Source organism: Kitasatospora sp. NPDC004289 (assembly GCF_053602875.1).
The window spans coordinates 21,182-36,833 of the sequence record NZ_JBSGEL010000074.1; the positions used below are offsets into that span (position 1 = coordinate 21,182).

General features: G+C 73.5%; 13 protein-coding genes. 10 read left to right on the plus strand and 3 right to left on the minus strand.

Features of this window, described 5'->3' with window-relative positions; all coding sequences use genetic code 11:
- Nucleotides 1-15: 15 nt before the first annotated feature.
- Entirely contained in the window at nucleotides 16-1,788 is a 1,773-nt protein-coding gene (locus ACWEPF_RS33250; RefSeq protein WP_452175517.1) for a non-ribosomal peptide synthetase, read from the minus strand.
- A 197-nt stretch (nucleotides 1,789-1,985) separates the two neighbouring features.
- Between ACWEPF_RS33250 and ACWEPF_RS33255 the strand changes: the two genes are divergently transcribed.
- The 5 genes from ACWEPF_RS33255 (at nucleotide 1,986) to ACWEPF_RS33275 (ending at nucleotide 9,206) form a co-directional block, all read left to right on the plus strand.
- Entirely contained in the window at nucleotides 1,986-3,044 is a 1,059-nt protein-coding gene (locus ACWEPF_RS33255; protein ID WP_345280075.1) for a pyridoxal-phosphate dependent enzyme, read from the plus strand.
- Nucleotides 3,045-3,115: 71 nt separating this feature from the next.
- Nucleotides 3,116-4,339 carry an ATP-grasp domain-containing protein gene (locus ACWEPF_RS33260; RefSeq protein ID WP_452175518.1) on the plus strand — a complete coding sequence of 408 codons (1,224 nt, stop codon included), beginning with the start codon at nucleotides 3,116-3,118 and terminating at the stop codon, nucleotides 4,337-4,339.
- Nucleotides 4,336-6,747, plus strand: coding sequence for an MFS transporter (locus tag ACWEPF_RS33265; RefSeq protein WP_452175519.1), 2,412 nt, complete (start codon nucleotides 4,336-4,338; stop codon nucleotides 6,745-6,747). The genes ACWEPF_RS33260 and ACWEPF_RS33265 overlap by 4 nt, the downstream gene beginning before the upstream one ends.
- An 81-nt stretch (nucleotides 6,748-6,828) precedes the next feature.
- Nucleotides 6,829-7,836, plus strand: coding sequence for an ATP-grasp domain-containing protein (locus tag ACWEPF_RS33270; RefSeq protein ID WP_345280081.1), 1,008 nt, complete (start codon nucleotides 6,829-6,831; stop codon nucleotides 7,834-7,836).
- The gene (locus ACWEPF_RS33275) at nucleotides 7,833-9,206 is read left to right on the plus strand and encodes a hypothetical protein (protein WP_452175520.1); all 1,374 of its coding nucleotides are present in this window, start codon (nucleotides 7,833-7,835) and stop codon (nucleotides 9,204-9,206) included. Before ACWEPF_RS33270 ends, ACWEPF_RS33275 begins: the two co-directional genes overlap by 4 nt.
- A gap of 86 nt (nucleotides 9,207-9,292) precedes the next feature.
- Here the strand turns inward: ACWEPF_RS33275 and ACWEPF_RS33280 are convergent, their stop codons facing one another.
- Both ACWEPF_RS33280 and ACWEPF_RS33285 read right to left on the minus strand, forming a co-directional pair.
- The gene (locus ACWEPF_RS33280; protein ID WP_452175521.1) at nucleotides 9,293-9,805 is read right to left on the minus strand and encodes a GNAT family N-acetyltransferase; all 513 of its coding nucleotides are present in this window, start codon (nucleotides 9,803-9,805) and stop codon (nucleotides 9,293-9,295) included.
- Entirely contained in the window at nucleotides 9,802-10,680 is an 879-nt protein-coding gene (locus ACWEPF_RS33285) for an SCO6745 family protein (protein ID WP_452175522.1), read from the minus strand. The genes ACWEPF_RS33280 and ACWEPF_RS33285 overlap by 4 nt, the downstream gene beginning before the upstream one ends.
- A 73-nt stretch (nucleotides 10,681-10,753) precedes the next feature.
- Here ACWEPF_RS33285 and ACWEPF_RS33290 point away from each other — a divergent pair, with 73 nt between their 5' ends.
- The 5 genes from ACWEPF_RS33290 (at nucleotide 10,754) to ACWEPF_RS33310 (ending at nucleotide 15,616) form a co-directional block, all read left to right on the plus strand.
- Complete coding sequence (locus tag ACWEPF_RS33290; RefSeq protein ID WP_452175523.1) at nucleotides 10,754-11,314, plus strand: CGNR zinc finger domain-containing protein; 561 nt, start codon at nucleotides 10,754-10,756, stop codon at nucleotides 11,312-11,314.
- Nucleotides 11,315-11,434: 120 nt separating this feature from the next.
- Nucleotides 11,435-11,911: a hypothetical protein gene (locus ACWEPF_RS33295; protein WP_345280089.1), complete on the plus strand. Its 477-nt coding sequence runs from the start codon at nucleotides 11,435-11,437 to the stop codon at nucleotides 11,909-11,911.
- Between the two features lie 40 nt (nucleotides 11,912-11,951).
- Nucleotides 11,952-13,364: a glycoside hydrolase family 16 protein gene (locus ACWEPF_RS33300; protein WP_452175524.1), complete on the plus strand. Its 1,413-nt coding sequence runs from the start codon at nucleotides 11,952-11,954 to the stop codon at nucleotides 13,362-13,364.
- Nucleotides 13,365-13,401: 37 nt separating this feature from the next.
- Nucleotides 13,402-14,070 (plus strand): HAD family hydrolase, encoded by a 669-nt coding sequence (locus ACWEPF_RS33305; RefSeq protein WP_452175525.1) that lies wholly within the window; start codon nucleotides 13,402-13,404, stop codon nucleotides 14,068-14,070.
- Nucleotides 14,071-14,818: 748 nt separating this feature from the next.
- Nucleotides 14,819-15,616 (plus strand): hypothetical protein, encoded by a 798-nt coding sequence (locus tag ACWEPF_RS33310; RefSeq protein WP_452175526.1) that lies wholly within the window; start codon nucleotides 14,819-14,821, stop codon nucleotides 15,614-15,616.
- Nucleotides 15,617-15,652 lie beyond the last annotated feature (36 nt).

A 15,652-nucleotide genomic window follows, 5' to 3' on the forward strand; every position in this document is an offset into this window, starting at 1 on the left:
GGCGGCGGTGCGGTGTCAGACCCGGGAGAGCAGCTCGACCTGCTGGTCGAGGGTGGCGCAGCGGTACACGTCGGCGACGCCGACCGGGTGGCCGGCGAGCTTGCCGAGAGCGCGGGTGAGCCTCAGGACGGTGAGCGAGTTGCCGCCGAGCTCGAAGAAGGTCTGCGGGCAGTCCCGGGTCACGCCGGTGCCCAGCAGTTCGGCCCAGACCCGGGCGACCTGCCCGGCCAGGCCGTCCGGCTGCGCCCCGTTCCCGTCCGCGGCCGCCGCGCCCTCCGCCGCGAGGTCGGCGAGCAGCGCGGCCCGGTCCACCTTGTCGTGGGCGGTGCGCGGAAGGACCGTCACGAACCGCACCCGGTCGGGGATCCCGGCCGGTCCGAGGGCGAGCTCGCCGGTGCGGCGCACCGACGCGGCGTCGGGGGCGCTGCCCGGCAGCGGCACCACGAAGGCGGCCAGGGTGGAGGTGGCGGCGTCGTGGGCGACGGCGACCGCCCGGACGCCGGGGTGGGCGGCGAGGGCCTCCTCGACGGCCTCGATGGTGATCCGCACGCCGCGGACCTTCACCTCGTTGTCCACCCGGCCGAGGAACTCCAGGCCCTCTTCGTCGGTCCAGCGGCCCAGGTCGCCGGTGAGGTAGGCGCGGCTCACCCGCCCGCAGGGGGCGGCCAGTTCGACGAAGACCTCGGCGGTGCGGCGGCGGTCGCCGACGTAGCCGAAGGCCACGCCGGGGCCGGAGACGGCGATCTGGCCGGTCTCGCCGGGGCCGACCGGCCGGAGCTGGTCGTCCAGCAGGTGCAGCTCGGTGCCGGGGATCGGGAAGCCGATGGTGGAGCGGGCCGGGCGGCGGTAGATCCGGTAGGTGGACCAGACGGTGCACTCGGTGGGGCCGTACTCGTTGGCCAGCGCCACCCCCGGCAGCAGGGCGAAGTGCTGCTCGATCACCGACTGCGGCAGTGCCTCGCCCGCGCTGACCAGCACCCGGAGGGTGGCCAACAGCTCGGCGGCGTCCGGGTGCTGGGCCCAGGAGGCGAGCAGCTCGGCGTGGAAGCCGGGCACCGTGAGCAGGTGGGTGACGCCGTGCCGGGCGATCCGCCCGAGCAGGGCACCCGGGTCCCGGCGCTCCTGCTCGTCCGCCACCACCAGCGTGCCGCCGGCCGCCAGGGTGCCCCAGACCCCGGCCACCGAGGAGTCGAAGTGGAAGGGCGAGAGCAGCAGGAAGACCGGGGTGCCGAACTCCTGGTAGGCCGTCAGACGGGCCGAGTTGGAGGCGGTCAGGTTGGGGTGGGAGACCGAGACGCCCTTGGGGCGGCCGGTCGAGCCGGAGGTGTGGAGGACGTAGGCCTCCTGGGCCGGGGTGGGCTCGGGGAGCGGGGTGCCCGCCGGGAGCGGGTGGTGCAGCAGGGTGTCGGCGTCGGGGTCGGCGGTCAGCAGCAGACCGGTGGAGGAGCGGATGTGGGCCAGGGCCTGCTCCGGGGCCTGCGGGTTGACCAGCACGGCGGAGCGTCCGCTCAGCCAGGTGCCGAGCACCTGGGCGACAGTGAGCTCGCTGCGGGAGGCCCGCACGCCGATCCGGCGGCTGGCCGGGCCGGCCGGGTGCGCCTCGATCGCGGCGGCGGTCGCCCGGGCCGCGAGCGCCAGGGCGCGGTAGCTGAGCGTCCGGTCACCGCAGATGACGGCGGGACGGTCGGGGTGGCGCTCGGCCCGGCTCAGCACCGTGGCGGGGACGCGCTCGGTGGTCTCGGGCAGGGCCGGTCCGGCGGCGAGCACGAAGGGCTGATGAGTCGTCATGGCAGCAGAGCATCCGCGCCGCTTTCCCGTCCCGCTCCCGGCCCGCTCCGGGAACGGAACGGGAAGGCGCCGGTACCGGGCGGAACCAACCTCCCCATGGCACCGGCTCCGGACGCCGTTCCCGCACCACCTGCGGGGCGGGCGGCGGGGGAGCGGGGGCCGAGCTGGAGCAAGCCGAGCTGACGGGAAGGGAAACGGTGTACAAGTCCTTCGCAGAGAAGCTGTCCGAGCCGGACCTCATCGACCTGGGCAACGGCATCTTCGTCCTGCGCTTCGAAGTCATGAAGGTCACCTCCGTCTACGCCGCGGTCAAGGACCTGCTGGACCGGGGTGTGATCCGGCCGGGGCAGACCCTGGTCGACAGTTCCAGCGGCATCTACGGCCACGCGCTGGCGCTGGTCTGCCGGGAGCTGGGCCTCAAGGCGCACGTCTTCGCCTCGGTCGCGGTGGACGCCGCGATCCGCACCCAGCTGAAGTACCTCGGTGCCACCTGGACCCAGGTGGCCTCCGGCGGGGACGGCGGCCTCCAGCACGACCAGGAGAGCCGGGTCCGGCTGGTGCACGCGTACATGGAGGAGCACCCGGACGCCTACTGGATGCAGCAGTACCACGACGACGTGCACTTCGTCGGCTACGAGCGGGTGGCCGCCACGCTGGTCAAGGAGCTCGGCTCGGCCGCGCTCACGCTGGTCGGCGGGGTCGGCACCGGCGCCTCCACCACCTCCATGAGCGGCTTCCTGCGCGGTGCGGTGGCCGACTTCCGGATGGTCGGGATCCAGCCCTTCGGCAGCCGCTCGTTCGGCGCGGAGGCGATACCGCTGGACGGCTTCATCATCGCGGGCATCGGCAGCGGCATCCGCTTCGGGAACGTCCACCACGACGCCTACGACGAGATCCACTGGCTGAACTTCGACGTCGCGGCGGCCGGCTGCCGGGACCTGCTCTCCACCACCGGGGTGTTCGCCGGGCTCTCCTCCGGCGCGGGCTGGCAGGTCTCCAAGTACCTGCGCGAGCGCTCGCCGGACGGCGCCCCGGTCGTCTTCCTGGCGCCCGACCCCGGCCACCGGTACGTGGAGAAGGTGTTCCCGCCCGAGGGGCCGGTCGAGCAGGACCCGCGGTACGCGCCGACCGTGATCGGGGACCTGGCCGAGCTGACCGGCCCGTGGAGTGCCATGGACTGGGCCCGCCGCCCGTACGAGGTCCACGACGACCTGCCGCCCTACGTGCCGGCCGGCGCCGCGGCCGCCGCGCGCTGAAAGCGCTTTCCCGGTCCCCCAGGACCACCTGACGCACCTGACAGACCCTCATGCCGAGAGGCCCGCACACCATGACCAAGATCGCCGTCATCAACTACGGCCCGAAGAGCGACTACGCCGCCATGCTCCCCGAGGTGGCCGGCGCGCTGCACGTCTACAGCCACCACGAGCTGGCCGGCACCGAGGGCTTCGCCCACTACGAGTACGTCCCGGACTGCGAGTTCGTCCCGTACCCGGAGCTGATGATCCGTCGCTCCGCCGAGGACGCGCCGTTCACCCACGTGATCACCGACAACGAGTACGACCTGGAGCGCACCGCCCGGATCCGCCGCGACCTGGGCATCCCGGGCCAGTCCCCGGCCAGCGCGCTCTCGTTCCGCGACAAGGAGGTGATGAAGCGCGTCGCGGAGAAGACCGTGCCGGTGGCCCGCTACGCCCGGCTGGAGACCGTCACCGACCTCACCGACTTCGTCGCGGAGACCGGCTACCCGGTGGTGGTCAAGCCGGTGAAGCAGGGCGGCTCGCGGGACATCGTCACCCTGCACGGCGACGACGAGCTGGTCGAGTTCACCCGGCGGCACTGGCGGGACGACCTGATGGTGGAGCAGTTCGTCGACGGCCCGATGTACCACGTGGACGCGGTCATCGCGCCCGGCTACCGCTTCGTCGCCTCCTCCCGCTACCTGCGCAGCTGCCTGGGCGTGCTCGCCGGGGAGAACAACGGCTCGCTGCAGCTGCACCCGGAGGAGAAGTTCGCCGCCCGGCTGGAGGAGTTCCTCGACCAGGTGCTGGACGCCTTCGAGACGCCCGAGGCAAGCGCTTACCACCTCGAGGTCTTCCACACCCCCGACGACCGGCTGGTGCTCTGCGAGATCGCCTCCCGGGTCGGCGGCAACCGCATTCCCCAGCTCACCCGCGCCACCTACGGGGTGGACCTGCACCGCACCTGGCTGCGCCAGTCGGTCGGCCTGCCGGTACCGCCCGCCCCGGCCGAGGCGCCGGAGTCCGTGCGCGGCTCGGTCTCGGTGGTCCCGCAGGGCCGCCCGGTCGGCGCCCCGCCCCGCCCGCCCTTCGAGTGGATCGACCACTACGAGGTGAACGCGGCGCTCGCCCCCGGCGCCAAGCCCGCCAACAGCACCTCGCACCTGTGCTTCGCCATCGTCCGCGGCGCCGACCTCGCCGAGGTCGAGCAGCGGGTGCTGGAGACCGAGGCCTGGCTGATGGCCAACCTGGTCGAGCCGGCGGACGCCGAGGCGGCGACCGACGGGACCGCCCCGGAGGTGACCACCCCGTGACCACCTGGCGCCGCACCTCCGCGACCGGTCGGGCCCTGCTGCTGACGGTCCTGCTGACCGGGCTGACCACCTTCATGTTCCTCCCGCTGCTGGCCGTCCGGCTGTCCGCCCAGGGTCTGCCGACCGGTCAGGTCGGCTTCCTGGTCGGCCTGCTGTCCTTCAGCAGCCAGGGCTTCTCCCTGGTCAGCGGAGCGGTGGTGGACCGGCTCCGGCCGCGGACGGTGCTCGGCGCCGGTTTCACCCTGCGGATCGCCGGGTACCTGCTGCTCGGCCTCGGGCTGGTCGGACCCTCGGGCCCGGACGGCCGGACGGTGCTGCCCGCCCTGCTGGCCGGGATCGTCGCGGTCGGCGTCGGCGGCTCGCTGCTCGGCCTGTCGATCAAGACAAGGCTGGTCCGCGAGGCGGGCGAGGCCCCGCGCGAGATGCTGGCGCTGCGCTCCACCTTCGTCAACGTCGGCGTGGTGGCGGGCCCGGCCCTCGGCGCGGCGGTCTACCCGCTCGGCTTCGGCTGGATCCTGGCCGCCTGCATCACCTCGCACCTGCTGCTGGGCCTGTACCTGACGGCCCGTGACCAGCAGCCGGTGCAGCGGGGCGGCGGCCCGGCCCGGGCGGTGGAGAGCGCCGAGGCCCCGGAGTCGCCCGCCGCGGCCCGGGCCCGGCGCCGCCAGTGGGTACCACTGCTGCTGGTCGGCACCGCCTACTGGGCGCTCTACAGCCAGCTCAACGTGGTGCTGCCGATCACCGCCGAACGCCTCACCGGCAGCCCCGCCGCCATCACCGCCGTCTTCACCGTCAACGGCGTGCTCTGCGTGCTCTTCCAGTACGGCCTGCTGCGGCACGTCTTCGGCCGGGTCTCCTCCCGCACCCTGCTGGTGCTCGGCTTCCTCTCCTTCGCCGCCGCCTACCTGGTGTTCGTCCCGCTCGGCGGCTGGGCCGCGCTGCTGGTCTTCGTCCTGCCGGTCACCCTGGCCGAGATGCTGGTCTCGCCCAGTCTGGACGAGCAGGCGGTCAAGGCCGTCTCGGCCCGCCGCACCGGGCTCGCCCTCGGCGCGATGAGCGGAGCCGGAGCCCTGGGCAGTCTGCTCGGTGCCGGCGGTGGCGGCCTGCTGCTGCAGACCCTGGGCGAGGGCACCGGGACCTGGCTCGTCGTCAGCTCGGTGGCGGCCCTGGCCGCGGCCACCGCCCTCCTCCTACCGAAAGGCTCCGGGACGATGCCCGAGACCCTGCCCACCGCCGTGCTGCTCGGCCCCCGTGACACGGTGGTCACCGCCGCCGAGTCCCTCGGCCTGGCCGTGGTGGTGGTGGCCGACCCCACCCAGCCGGCGCCGCCCGCCACCGACTGGCCGGTCATCGAGACCCCCTGGACCACCGACACGACCGAACTGGTCACGCGGCTGCGGGAGTTCGGCTTCACCGGGCCGGTCAGCTGCTTCGGCTTCGGCGAGCTCGGCTCCAGCGTCTGTGCCGAGGTCAACCAGGAGCTGGGTTGGACGGGCAACCCGCCCGAGGCGCTGGCCGCGTTCAAGGACAAGGCCCGGCTGCGCGCCCTGGTCGGCGACCGGGCCGGCAAGCCGGTGGTCCACGCGCTCGGGCGCACCCAGGCCGAGCTGACCGCCGCGATCGAGCGGATCGGCCTGCCCTGCGTGGTCAAGCCGGTGGACGGCACCGGCAGCGCGGGCGTGCGGCTGCTGACGGACCGCGAGGACGCGACCTGCTTCCTGCGCGAGGCTCGGGACTCCGGCCCCTACCTGGTGGAGGAGTACCTGAGCGGCCCCGAGTTCAGCGTGGAGGCGGTCAGTGTGGCCGGACGCCACCGGATCGTCGCCGTCACCGAGAAGCGGACCACCGGAGCCCCGCAGTTCGTGGAGACCGGCCACACCCTCCCGGTCCGCCTCCCGGAGGCGGAGACGGCAGCCGTCTCCGCGCTGGTCCGGGCCACCCTGGACGCCACCGGCTACCGCTACGGCCCCTCGCACACCGAGGTGATCCTGACCGGCGACGGCCCCCGGCTGGTCGAGTCGCACGGCCGCCCCGGCGGTGACCGGATCAGCGACATGCAGCAACTCGCCCTGGGCGAGGACGTGTTCGCCCTCGCGATGGCCGCCGTCTTCGGCCTGCCGCTGCCCGCCGGCCGCGAGCGCCCCAGGGTGGCCGGCATCCGCTACGTCACCTTCGACGGCACCCTGCCGATGCCCGAGACCAGCACCGAACTGGTCGCCTCGCTGCCGGGCGTGACGGAGGTGCACATCACCGTCCCGGTCGGCCAGCTGCCCGCCCCGATCCTCAAGTCCGGTGACCGGCACGGCTTCGTGCTGGCCGTCGCCGACACCAGGGAGGAGCTGGAGGCGCGCCTGGACTGCGCCGTCCGCACCCTCACCGCCAAGGCCGTGGCCGGCGCCCGCGCCTGATCATCCGTCCGACCCCCTGCCGAGCACCCGCATCCGCGTCCGTACCCGCACCCGCATCCGTACAGAGAGGCCCGTGCCCCCGTGTCCTACAAGATCCTGATCCTGGTGTCCGAGGCGTCCACCGTCGAGCTCAACAACCACTCGATCATCCCGAGTGCGCTGCACCGCGAGGGCCACGAGGTGCACATCGGCGACATCGACACCCTCAACGTGCACGAGAACGTGGTCGTGGTCGACCGGGTGCGGCTCACCGAGGAGTTCGCGGCCGGGGGCGAGTTCCCCGCCCTCACCAGGACCTACGCCTCCGCCGAGGAGTTCGACCTGGTCTGGGTGCTCACCGGCACCCACCCCGAGTCCGGCGACGACTCCTTCCGTCTGCTCTGGCTGCTCAACCAGCGGGTGCCGTTCGTCAACGACGCCAGCGCGCTGTTCTACCTCAACACCAAGATCAACCTCAATGCGATCGTGCCGCCCGAGCACCTCCCGGTCAGCTACGTCACCAACGACTTCGACTTCCTCAACGGCCTGGTCGACTCCGACGGCGAGCGCTCCTGGGTGGTCAAGCCCACCAGCGACGGCTGCGGCGCCGACGTCTACGTGGTCAACCGCACCGACCGCAACCGCTCCGCCGTGCTCTCCTCCGCGACCGGCAACGCGGCCTCCCGGTACGGCCGTTACGGCCGCGACATCATCGGCATGGCCAAGCGCCACACCGCCGTCCAGGAGTACATCCCGAACGTCCGGGAGAACGAGAAGCGCGTCATCGTCATCGGCGACCAGCCCGTCGCCGGCTTCAACCGCCACCACCCCGAGCACGACCACCGCTCCAACGCCACCCTCGGCGCGCGCTTCTCCCCGCTCGAACTCACCACCGAGGAGGAGGCGTTCGTCCGCCGCCTGGGCCGCCGGATGACGGAGCTGGGAATCTTCTACTCCGGCATCGACCTCGCCTACCCGTACGTCATCGAGGTCAACATGGTGAACCCGGGCGGCCTGAGCTACCACAAGCGGGCCACCGGGGAGGACAAGTCCTCCGAGGCGGTCAACACGCTGCTGGCGGTGCTGCGCGAAGCCGGGAAGCTCAAGTGACCGCCTTCTGGCCGGGATCGGCAGAGCTGGTGGCCTGGGACGGACTGGACCAGCGGGCGGTGGCCGGCTGGAAGCAGTACGCGGCCACCGGCGCGTCCGAGGCCGACGGTGCCGCCTTCGCCGAGCGGCTGCACCGGCCCGGCTGGGTGCACACCTACCCGCCCCAGATCCTCACCGGCGAGGCCGTCACGGCGGTCGAGACCACCGGGCTGCGGCTGGCGGAGCTGATCACCGGCTTCCCCGAGCGGGCGTTCGGCGGGGACCGCTCCGCCTGGCTCGAGTACCTCCGACTGCCCAGCACCGAGGCCGAGTTGATCGCCGAGGCGCTGGACCACCCGCACCTCGCCAAGGTGGCCACCGCCTTCATGCGGCCCGATCTGGTGGTCAGCGAGAACGGCCTCAAGCTCGTCGAACTCAACGTGGCCGTCTCGCTCGGCGGTCTGAGCACCTGCGCCCCCTACACGGCGGCGGCCGCCGACTCCGGCTTCGCCCGCCACCTGGCGGCCCAGGGCCTGCGGCTGCACGGCACCGACACCTCGCGGATCTGGCTGGAGGTGTTCGGCTCGTTGCTGCGCGGTACCGGCGAAGGTCCGCTGCACGTCTTCGAGGCGGCGGCCGACCCGGCCGACGCGCTCGGTGGGCGCCGCTTCTTCGCCGACATGATCCGCTCGGCCGGGTACCGGATCAGCTCCGGCCTGATCCACGACCTCGAACTCTCCGACGAGGGCGTCGCCTTCGGCGGCGAGCGGGTGCACGCGATCTTCACCGGCTACACCTGGGACGAGACCCGGCGCTTCGTGCCACCCGCGCTCACCCGGCGGCTGATGGAGCTGGACGCCGCCGGGAAGGTCGACTTCATCGGCTCGCCCGCCGCCGCCCTCTACGACAACAAGGCCAATCTGGCGCTGCTCTTCGACCCCCGCTACACGGCTCTCCTCACGGCGGAGGAACGGGAGTTGGTCCGCAAGCACGTCCCGGAGACCAGGGTGCTGGACGCCACCACCCTGGACTGGGCGCTGGCCGCGCGGCCCCTGCTGGTCTGCAAGCCCACCGCCGCCTACGGGGGCAAGGACATCGCCTTCGGCCTGGTCCACTCCGACGCCGCCTGGGAGACGGAGCTGCGCCGCCGGCTGGCCCGGCCGGGCGAGGTCCACGTCCTGCAGCGCCGCGAGGCCCCCGCCCGGCTCACCCTGCCCGGGACCGCCACCGCCGAACGCGAACTGGTCCTGGCCCCACTGCTGTTCGGCGGCCGCCCGGCCGGCATCTTCGTCCGCCACGCGCCGCCCAAGCCCGACTCCGCCATCAACGCCTCCAGCGGAGCCGAGGCCGCCGGAGCCCTCACCCTGCGCCGCATCACCCCGCTGGGCTGACCCCGCCTCAGCCTCCCCTCCCCCTCCGACCCCGGGGCCCCAGCCGGCTGATGGCCGGGGCCCCGGCCCGCGTCACCCGGTCCGCGTCACCCGGAGCGTGTGAAGACCACGGTGTCCGGGCCGGCGGGCAGGCGTTGCCAGCCGTGGCGTTCGTAGAGGCGGACGGCGTCCCGGGCGTTCGGCGAGGTCAGCAGCCAGCACGCACCCTGGCCCTCGCACAGCAGGTCGAGGAGGCGACCGGCGAGACCCTGCCCCCGAGCGTGCGGCGCCACCGCGAGTTCGTCGACCTCGAGCGTTCCGGCGAGCCGGCTCTCCACCTGGTCCCCGAGGGCGGCCCGCACCCGGTCGTAGGAGCGGCCGGTGGGGAACGGACGGGGAGTGGGCCAGGCCGTGGCGAAGCCCGCGGGGGTTCCGTCCGCACCGGCCAGCACCGCCCTGAACCCCGGCCGGTGCAGGTCGGTGGCGAGGCGCCGGGCGTAGGCGGCGGCCTCCTGCTCGGTCTCGTGCCACGGCGGGCCGGCGAAGGCCGTGCGGTACACGGCCGTGAACTCGGCGACGCGGGAAGCGGTTCGACTCCCGCAGAGGCGTTCCAGTCTCATGCGGGCACCCGGACCTTGCCGATGCCCAGGGTGCTCGCGGCCGGCAGCAGACCCGAGGCGAACGCGGCGCCGAGGAGCGGGCGGTTGAGCTCGGCGAGCCGCTCGCAGCCCTCCGTACCGAGGGCCCGCCAGGGGCCCGCCGCCAACTCGTCGGTGAGCCGCTCGACCTGGTCCCGCAGGGCTTGGCCCGCGGGGGTGGCGACGCCGTCGGCGTCGACCAGTCCGCGGGCTGCCAGCCGGTCGCGGGCGGCCGCCCAGTCCTGGGCACTCCACCCGCGACCGGCGAAGGCCTCGACCGCTGCGGCACCGACGGAGGCGAAGGAGACCAGGGCCTCGCAGGCGTCCAGCCCGTAAGCCTGAAGGGCCGTCAGATGCCCGTCGCCGCGGTGCTCGCGGAGCACCGTGTACGCCTGCCAGAGGGCAAGGTGCGGCTCCTGCGGCCAGGTCAGTCCGAGGTTGGCCGCCGCGAGCGGACGGTGCGTCACGTCCGCGGACTCGGCGGCCCGGACCGCCAGCTCCGCGGCCTCGTCCAGCGCGGCCCCGTCCAGCGCGGTCGCGCCGCCGAGCACGGTGCGCACCGTCCGGTCCACCGCCCGCAGCCGGGCCGCGAGCACCTGTCCCGGCGTCGCGGTGGCCCAGATGCCGGGGACGTGCGAGGCGATCGTGGCAGGGCTGAAGCTGTAGCAGACCGCCGCGACCAGCCCGGGGCCGACCGGTCCCAGCGGCGCCGTGCGCCAGGCGAAGTAGCTGGGCCAGCGCGATCCGGTGTCATAGCCGAGCAGGGCGGCCTCGTCGAAGGCCGGAGGAGCGAGGTAGAGCATGGCGTGCACCGGCTCGATCTGGTGCCACATCTGACGGGCCAACAGCTCGGGCATGGCAATCTCCTCACTGTCTAGATACGATACAACAGTGACGGTAGAACCATGGCGCATCACTGGTCAATCGGAGTTGGACAGGTACATCGGCCGGCAGGTCGACTTGGCCGCCCTCCTGGTGAACTCCCTCTCCACCACCGCGGCCCACGGACGTCCCGTCACGCCGCCCACGGGCGGCGAGCGGTTCGCCGCGGTCACCGCCGGCCTCGCCGCGGCCGGCCGGCCGCCGTCCTCCCTCACCGCCGCCGACGCCGACCGGCTCGCCGAGGTCGCCGCCGTCCTCCGTCCGGTCTTCGGCGCCGGTGACCGCATCCTCGAAGCGGCCGCGAACCTGAACCACCTGCTGGTGCGCCACCAGGCCGTACCCAACCTGCACGGCACGCCCGACCAACCGCTCCTGCTCGCCTTCCACCGGGCCGACGCGACGCTGGTCGACGCCTGGGCCGCCGACACCGGGACCGCCCTGGCCATGGTCATCGGCGTCGGCCAGGCCGCCAGGCTCGGCAGCTGCCAGGCCGACGGCTGCGCCCTGGTCTTCTTCGACACCACCCGCAATGCCTCACGGCGCTTCTGCGAGCTCTCCTGCCAGAACCGCGCCAAGGCCAGCGCCTACCGCCTCCGGCGGCGGAGTTAGGCCGACCGGGTGCGGCCCGGCTTCGGCCCGGTGTGGTGCGGCGGCGGGCGGGCTCGGGCACCGGATAACTCTGTGGACGGACGTTCCGCAGGGCGTCCGCGGTCGAGCGGGGAGCGGTGGATGCGGGCGTGGTGGTGGCGGGCCGCGGTGGCGGTCGTGGTGTGTGCGGCGGCCACCGGGACGGCGGTGGCGGAGGCCGGGGCACCGCAGGCGGAGGAGCGTCGGGAGGGGCTGCGGGTGGTGCACGTCTCGGTGGACCCGGTGCGCGCGCACGGTGTCACCACGGTGCGCGCCCTGATCACCAACGACGGTCCGGGAGCGGTGGGTTCGGACTTCACGACGCACGTGCGGGTGCCGCTGCGGGCGCTGGCCACCGGTACGTACTTCCCTCGCAACTGCCACCTGGAGCAGGCGGAGCTGAGCTGCTCCTTCCGCAAGGGGCTGCCGCTGCTGCGGACCGCGACGGTGCTGATCCCCGTCCGGCTCGCCGAGGACGTGCGGGACGGCGAGCGGCTGGAGGGCGGCCTGATCACGGTGGACGACCCCGACCGGCCCGGCCGCACCCACAGCCGTGCGTTCTCGATCGACGTCGGCTGAGCCCTCGTCCCGCGCCCGACACCCTTCGAACGGAGCCCCGTTGTCCCTGCCCCGCCGTGCCGCCATGGCGGCCATGGTCCTGCTGCTGCCACTGCTCCCGGCCACCGGGGCCGCCGCCGCTCCTCCCGTGCGGCAGCAGAGCCTGACCCCGCAGCGCGCTGTCCCGGGCGCACCCGTCGCGGCCACCCTCACCGTCCGCTCCACCAGCTGCCTGACGGTGGACGAACTCGGCGTCGGGGTACGGGACTCGGCGCAGAACAACCTGGACTTCCCCGGCTCCACCGGCCGGATCGAGATCTGCCCGGACGGGTACACCCTCACCACCGGCACCCGTACCTTCGACGCGGGGAGGTACCGGCAGTTCGGCTTCTACCGGATCGGCTCGCGCTACTTCGACCTGGACAACCGCCCGTTGGTGGTGGCCGCGCCCGAGATCCGCCAGCGCTCCCTCGCGCCCGACCAGGCGGTCGACGGCCGGCCGGTGGCCGCGACCCTCACCGTCACCGCGGACGCCTGCACGACGGTGGACGAACTGGGCGTCGGCGTCCGGGACCAGGACGACGCCAACGTCGACTTCCCCGGGACGGCGAGCGCCGTCACCGTCTGCCCGCAGGGGTACACCCTGACCACCGGCGAGCGCTCCTTCCCGGCCGGGACGTACACCGAGTTCGGCTGGTACCGGATCGGCACGGAGTACCACAACCTGCGCAGCCAGACCCTGACGGTCCGCCAGCTGCCGACGCCGCCCAGCCCGCCCGTGGTGGGCGAGCTGGTCTTCGACCAGACCTTCAACGGCCCGCTGGACATCGGCGGCACCTGGAACGACAGCACCACCAGCGCCTACCGCTACGGCAACCACAACCCGGACGACGACAAGCTGGACTGGATCGAACCCGCGGCGACGACCACCGCCGGCGGCCGCTCCTCGTTCACCGGCAGCCCGGGCACCGAGCGTCTGGAGAGCGGCGAACTCGCCTGGAACACCGGCCTGCTGACCACCGAGTCGACCCAGCAGGGCTTCCAGGTCCGCCCCGGTGACTACGCCGAGGTCAAGCTCCAGCTGCCGTCCGGCGAGGGTGCCTGGCCCGCGCTGTGGACCTGGAAGGACGGCGGCAGCGAGATCGACTCCTTCGAGTACCACCCCGACAATCCCAACCTGCTGGAGCTGAGCAACCGCATCCGCCCGGCCTCCTCCTACTACACCGACCCCGAGACGGTGTACCCGGGCGCCTGGATCACCATCGGCGTGCACTACGGCACCCGCAACAACGACTGGTACGTCAACGGCCGCCTGGTCTTCTCCGACCAGACCGGAGTCCCGGACGACTGGTCCGCCTACCTGATCCTCAACCTCTCCATCGACGCCGGCTCCTGGCACCCCGCCCCCGACGGCCCGACCCCCATCGTCCTGAACGCCGACCACCTCCGGGTCTGGCGGCCCAGCGGTAACTGACTGGCACCGGCCCGGAGTCGGTGGCTACGTTCGCGGGATGCAGCGACTGGCACTCTTCGACCTCGACGGAACGCTCCTCGACCGCGACGCCGCCTTCGCCGCCTGGGCCCGGGAGTTCACGGACTCCCGGCGCCTGGGCGATGGGGCGCTGGACTGGCTGATGGCGGAGGACACGCGGCACAGCGGCCCGATGGGCGGCTTCTTCGCGAACGCCCGGGAGCGGTTCGGCCTCCGGGCGTCGGTCGAGGAGCTCTGGAGCTCCTACCGGGCGCGGATGCCGGAGTTGATCACCTGCCCGCCCGAGGCACTGGCGGCCCTGGCCGCCGTGCGGGAGGCCGGTTGGCGGACCGCGATCGTCACCAACGGCCGGCAGGACGTTCAGCTGGCCAAGATCAGGGCGACCGGGCTCGCGGAGTCGGTCGACGCCTGGTGCGTCTCGGAGGAGGTCGGAGTCCGCAAGCCGGAGGCCGGGATCTTCCGGATCGCCGCCGAACGGTGCGGGGCCGAGCTCGACCGTGGCGGTTGGATGGTCGGCGACCGCCTGTCGGCCGACATCGCGGGCGGCCGGGCCGTGGGGTTGCGGACCGTCTGGCTGCCCGGCCGCAGGGCCTCGGCGCAGGGGCCCGCGGGCGTCGTGCCGGACGCCACGGTGGCCTCGGTGTCCGAGGCCGTGCGGGTGATCCTCGCCGCGCCGGACGGCGGCTGACGGGGGATCGGCGCGGGGTCCGCAGCCGTGGCCGCGGCCACGGCCGTGTGCGGGTCGGTGCGGGTGAAGACCAGGACGCGCAGGACGGCGAAGCGGGCGAGGCCGGCCAGTGCGGAGGCGCCGAGGTAGACGGCCTGCTCGACGAGGGGGCCAGGGGAGTCCACCGCCAGGTGGAGCAGGAGCATCGCCGCGCAGGTCGCGGCGTAGGCGGCCGTCGCGAAGGCGGCGGCCTGGGCGTGCTGACGGCCCGTCGCACGGGCTCCGGTGCCCGGGCCGAAGGTGAAGCGGGCGTGGAGTTCGGTGGTCAGGGCGGTGGAGACCACGGCCACCAGGGCGTTGGCCAGGGCCCAGGCGAGGTGGTCCGCGAGGGCGGCCACGGCGAGCCCGGAGAGGACGCCGGCCCCGCCGCCGAACAGTACGTACCGCACGAACGCCTTCATGGCCCGCCCCCTCCTCGCTGTTTCCGATATGGGAAACGCTACGTTGCCTTTCCGGAGTTGGCAACGCTGGATTCGCGCAAAGTCGGCGTATTAGCAGGTGGGTGACGTTAAGTCATTGCAATGGACGGGCGGCTAACGCAATGCACGTCCACTTCCCGGCTGCCCGGGCGGACGGTGGGAGGGTGCCCGTTCGGGCAGGGATCGGGAAGTCCGGCCCACGGGTCGGATTGGTACAGACCACTGGGTGATCGCTGTGATAGAACGTCACCTCCGTGGCGGGGGAACACTCCGCACGTGAGGGGAGTGGAATGGCACTGACGGGGGTCGGGCGCCGCGTCGCACAGCACGGTCTGGTGCTGGCCTCGGCGGCCGTGAGCATCCTGGTGGCGGTGGCCGTGCTGGCCTCGGTGACCGGGCTGGCCGGGGCGGCGGCCACGGTGGGGGTGCGCGAGCGGCTCGCCCGCGACGCCGACCTCTCGGTGGAGGTGGACGCGCGCTGGAGCGCGCAGGGCCTGGCGGCGGGTGACCGGGCCGTGCGCAGCGCGCTCACCCGGGCGATGGGCGGCACGCCGTTCCGCACCGAGACCGCGGTGCGGGCCGTCAGCGCCGTCGACCTCCAACTTCCGCCCGCCGGACGGCGACAGGCCACCGAGACCACCCTCGCCGCCCTCCCGGTCGCCCTCCCCGACCCCGGGCGCCACGCCGGCCTGCGGAGCGGGACCTGGCCGGCGGCCGGCAGTGGACCCGGGCTGCGGGTGGCCCTGCCGGAGAGCGCGGCCGACCGGCTCGGACTGGACACGGGGGGCACGGCGACCGTCGTCGACCCGGTCACCGGTGGCCCACTGCTCCTCACCGTCACCGGCGTCTACCGGCCCGATCCGGAGGCGGCCGCGCTCTGGGCCCACCTCGGCGGCGCCGACCGCGAGGCCCCGGACCTGCTGCTCACCGACCCCGCCCAGCTCACCGCCCTGCCCGCGTTCGCCGACCGCACCCTGGCCGTCTGGCTGGCCCGGCCGGACATCGCGGGCCTGAGCCTGCCCGACCTGCCACCAGTACGGGCACCGTACCGGCGAGTGCATAGTACGTGTGGAGGTTGGCAACGGTGAGGTTGTAGGCCGTGTTGAGGTGTGTGTAGTTGCGGA

Excerpts from the sequence above, each read along its gene's own strand:
- ACWEPF_RS33295 (WP_345280089.1), top strand. The coding sequence starts at position 11,435 with ATGCGGGCGTGGTGGTGGCGGGCCGCGGTGGCGGTCGTGGTGTGTGCG.
- ACWEPF_RS33305 (WP_452175525.1), top strand. The coding sequence starts at position 13,402 with ATGCAGCGACTGGCACTCTTCGACCTCGACGGAACGCTCCTCGACCGC.
- ACWEPF_RS33285 (WP_452175522.1), bottom strand. The coding sequence starts at position 10,680 with ATGCCCGAGCTGTTGGCCCGTCAGATGTGGCACCAGATCGAGCCGGTG.
- ACWEPF_RS33250 (WP_452175517.1), bottom strand. The coding sequence starts at position 1,788 with ATGACGACTCATCAGCCCTTCGTGCTCGCCGCCGGACCGGCCCTGCCC.
- ACWEPF_RS33280 (WP_452175521.1), bottom strand. The coding sequence starts at position 9,805 with ATGAGACTGGAACGCCTCTGCGGGAGTCGAACCGCTTCCCGCGTCGCC.
- ACWEPF_RS33310 (WP_452175526.1), top strand. The coding sequence starts at position 14,819 with ATGGCACTGACGGGGGTCGGGCGCCGCGTCGCACAGCACGGTCTGGTG.
- ACWEPF_RS33260 (WP_452175518.1), top strand. The coding sequence starts at position 3,116 with ATGACCAAGATCGCCGTCATCAACTACGGCCCGAAGAGCGACTACGCC.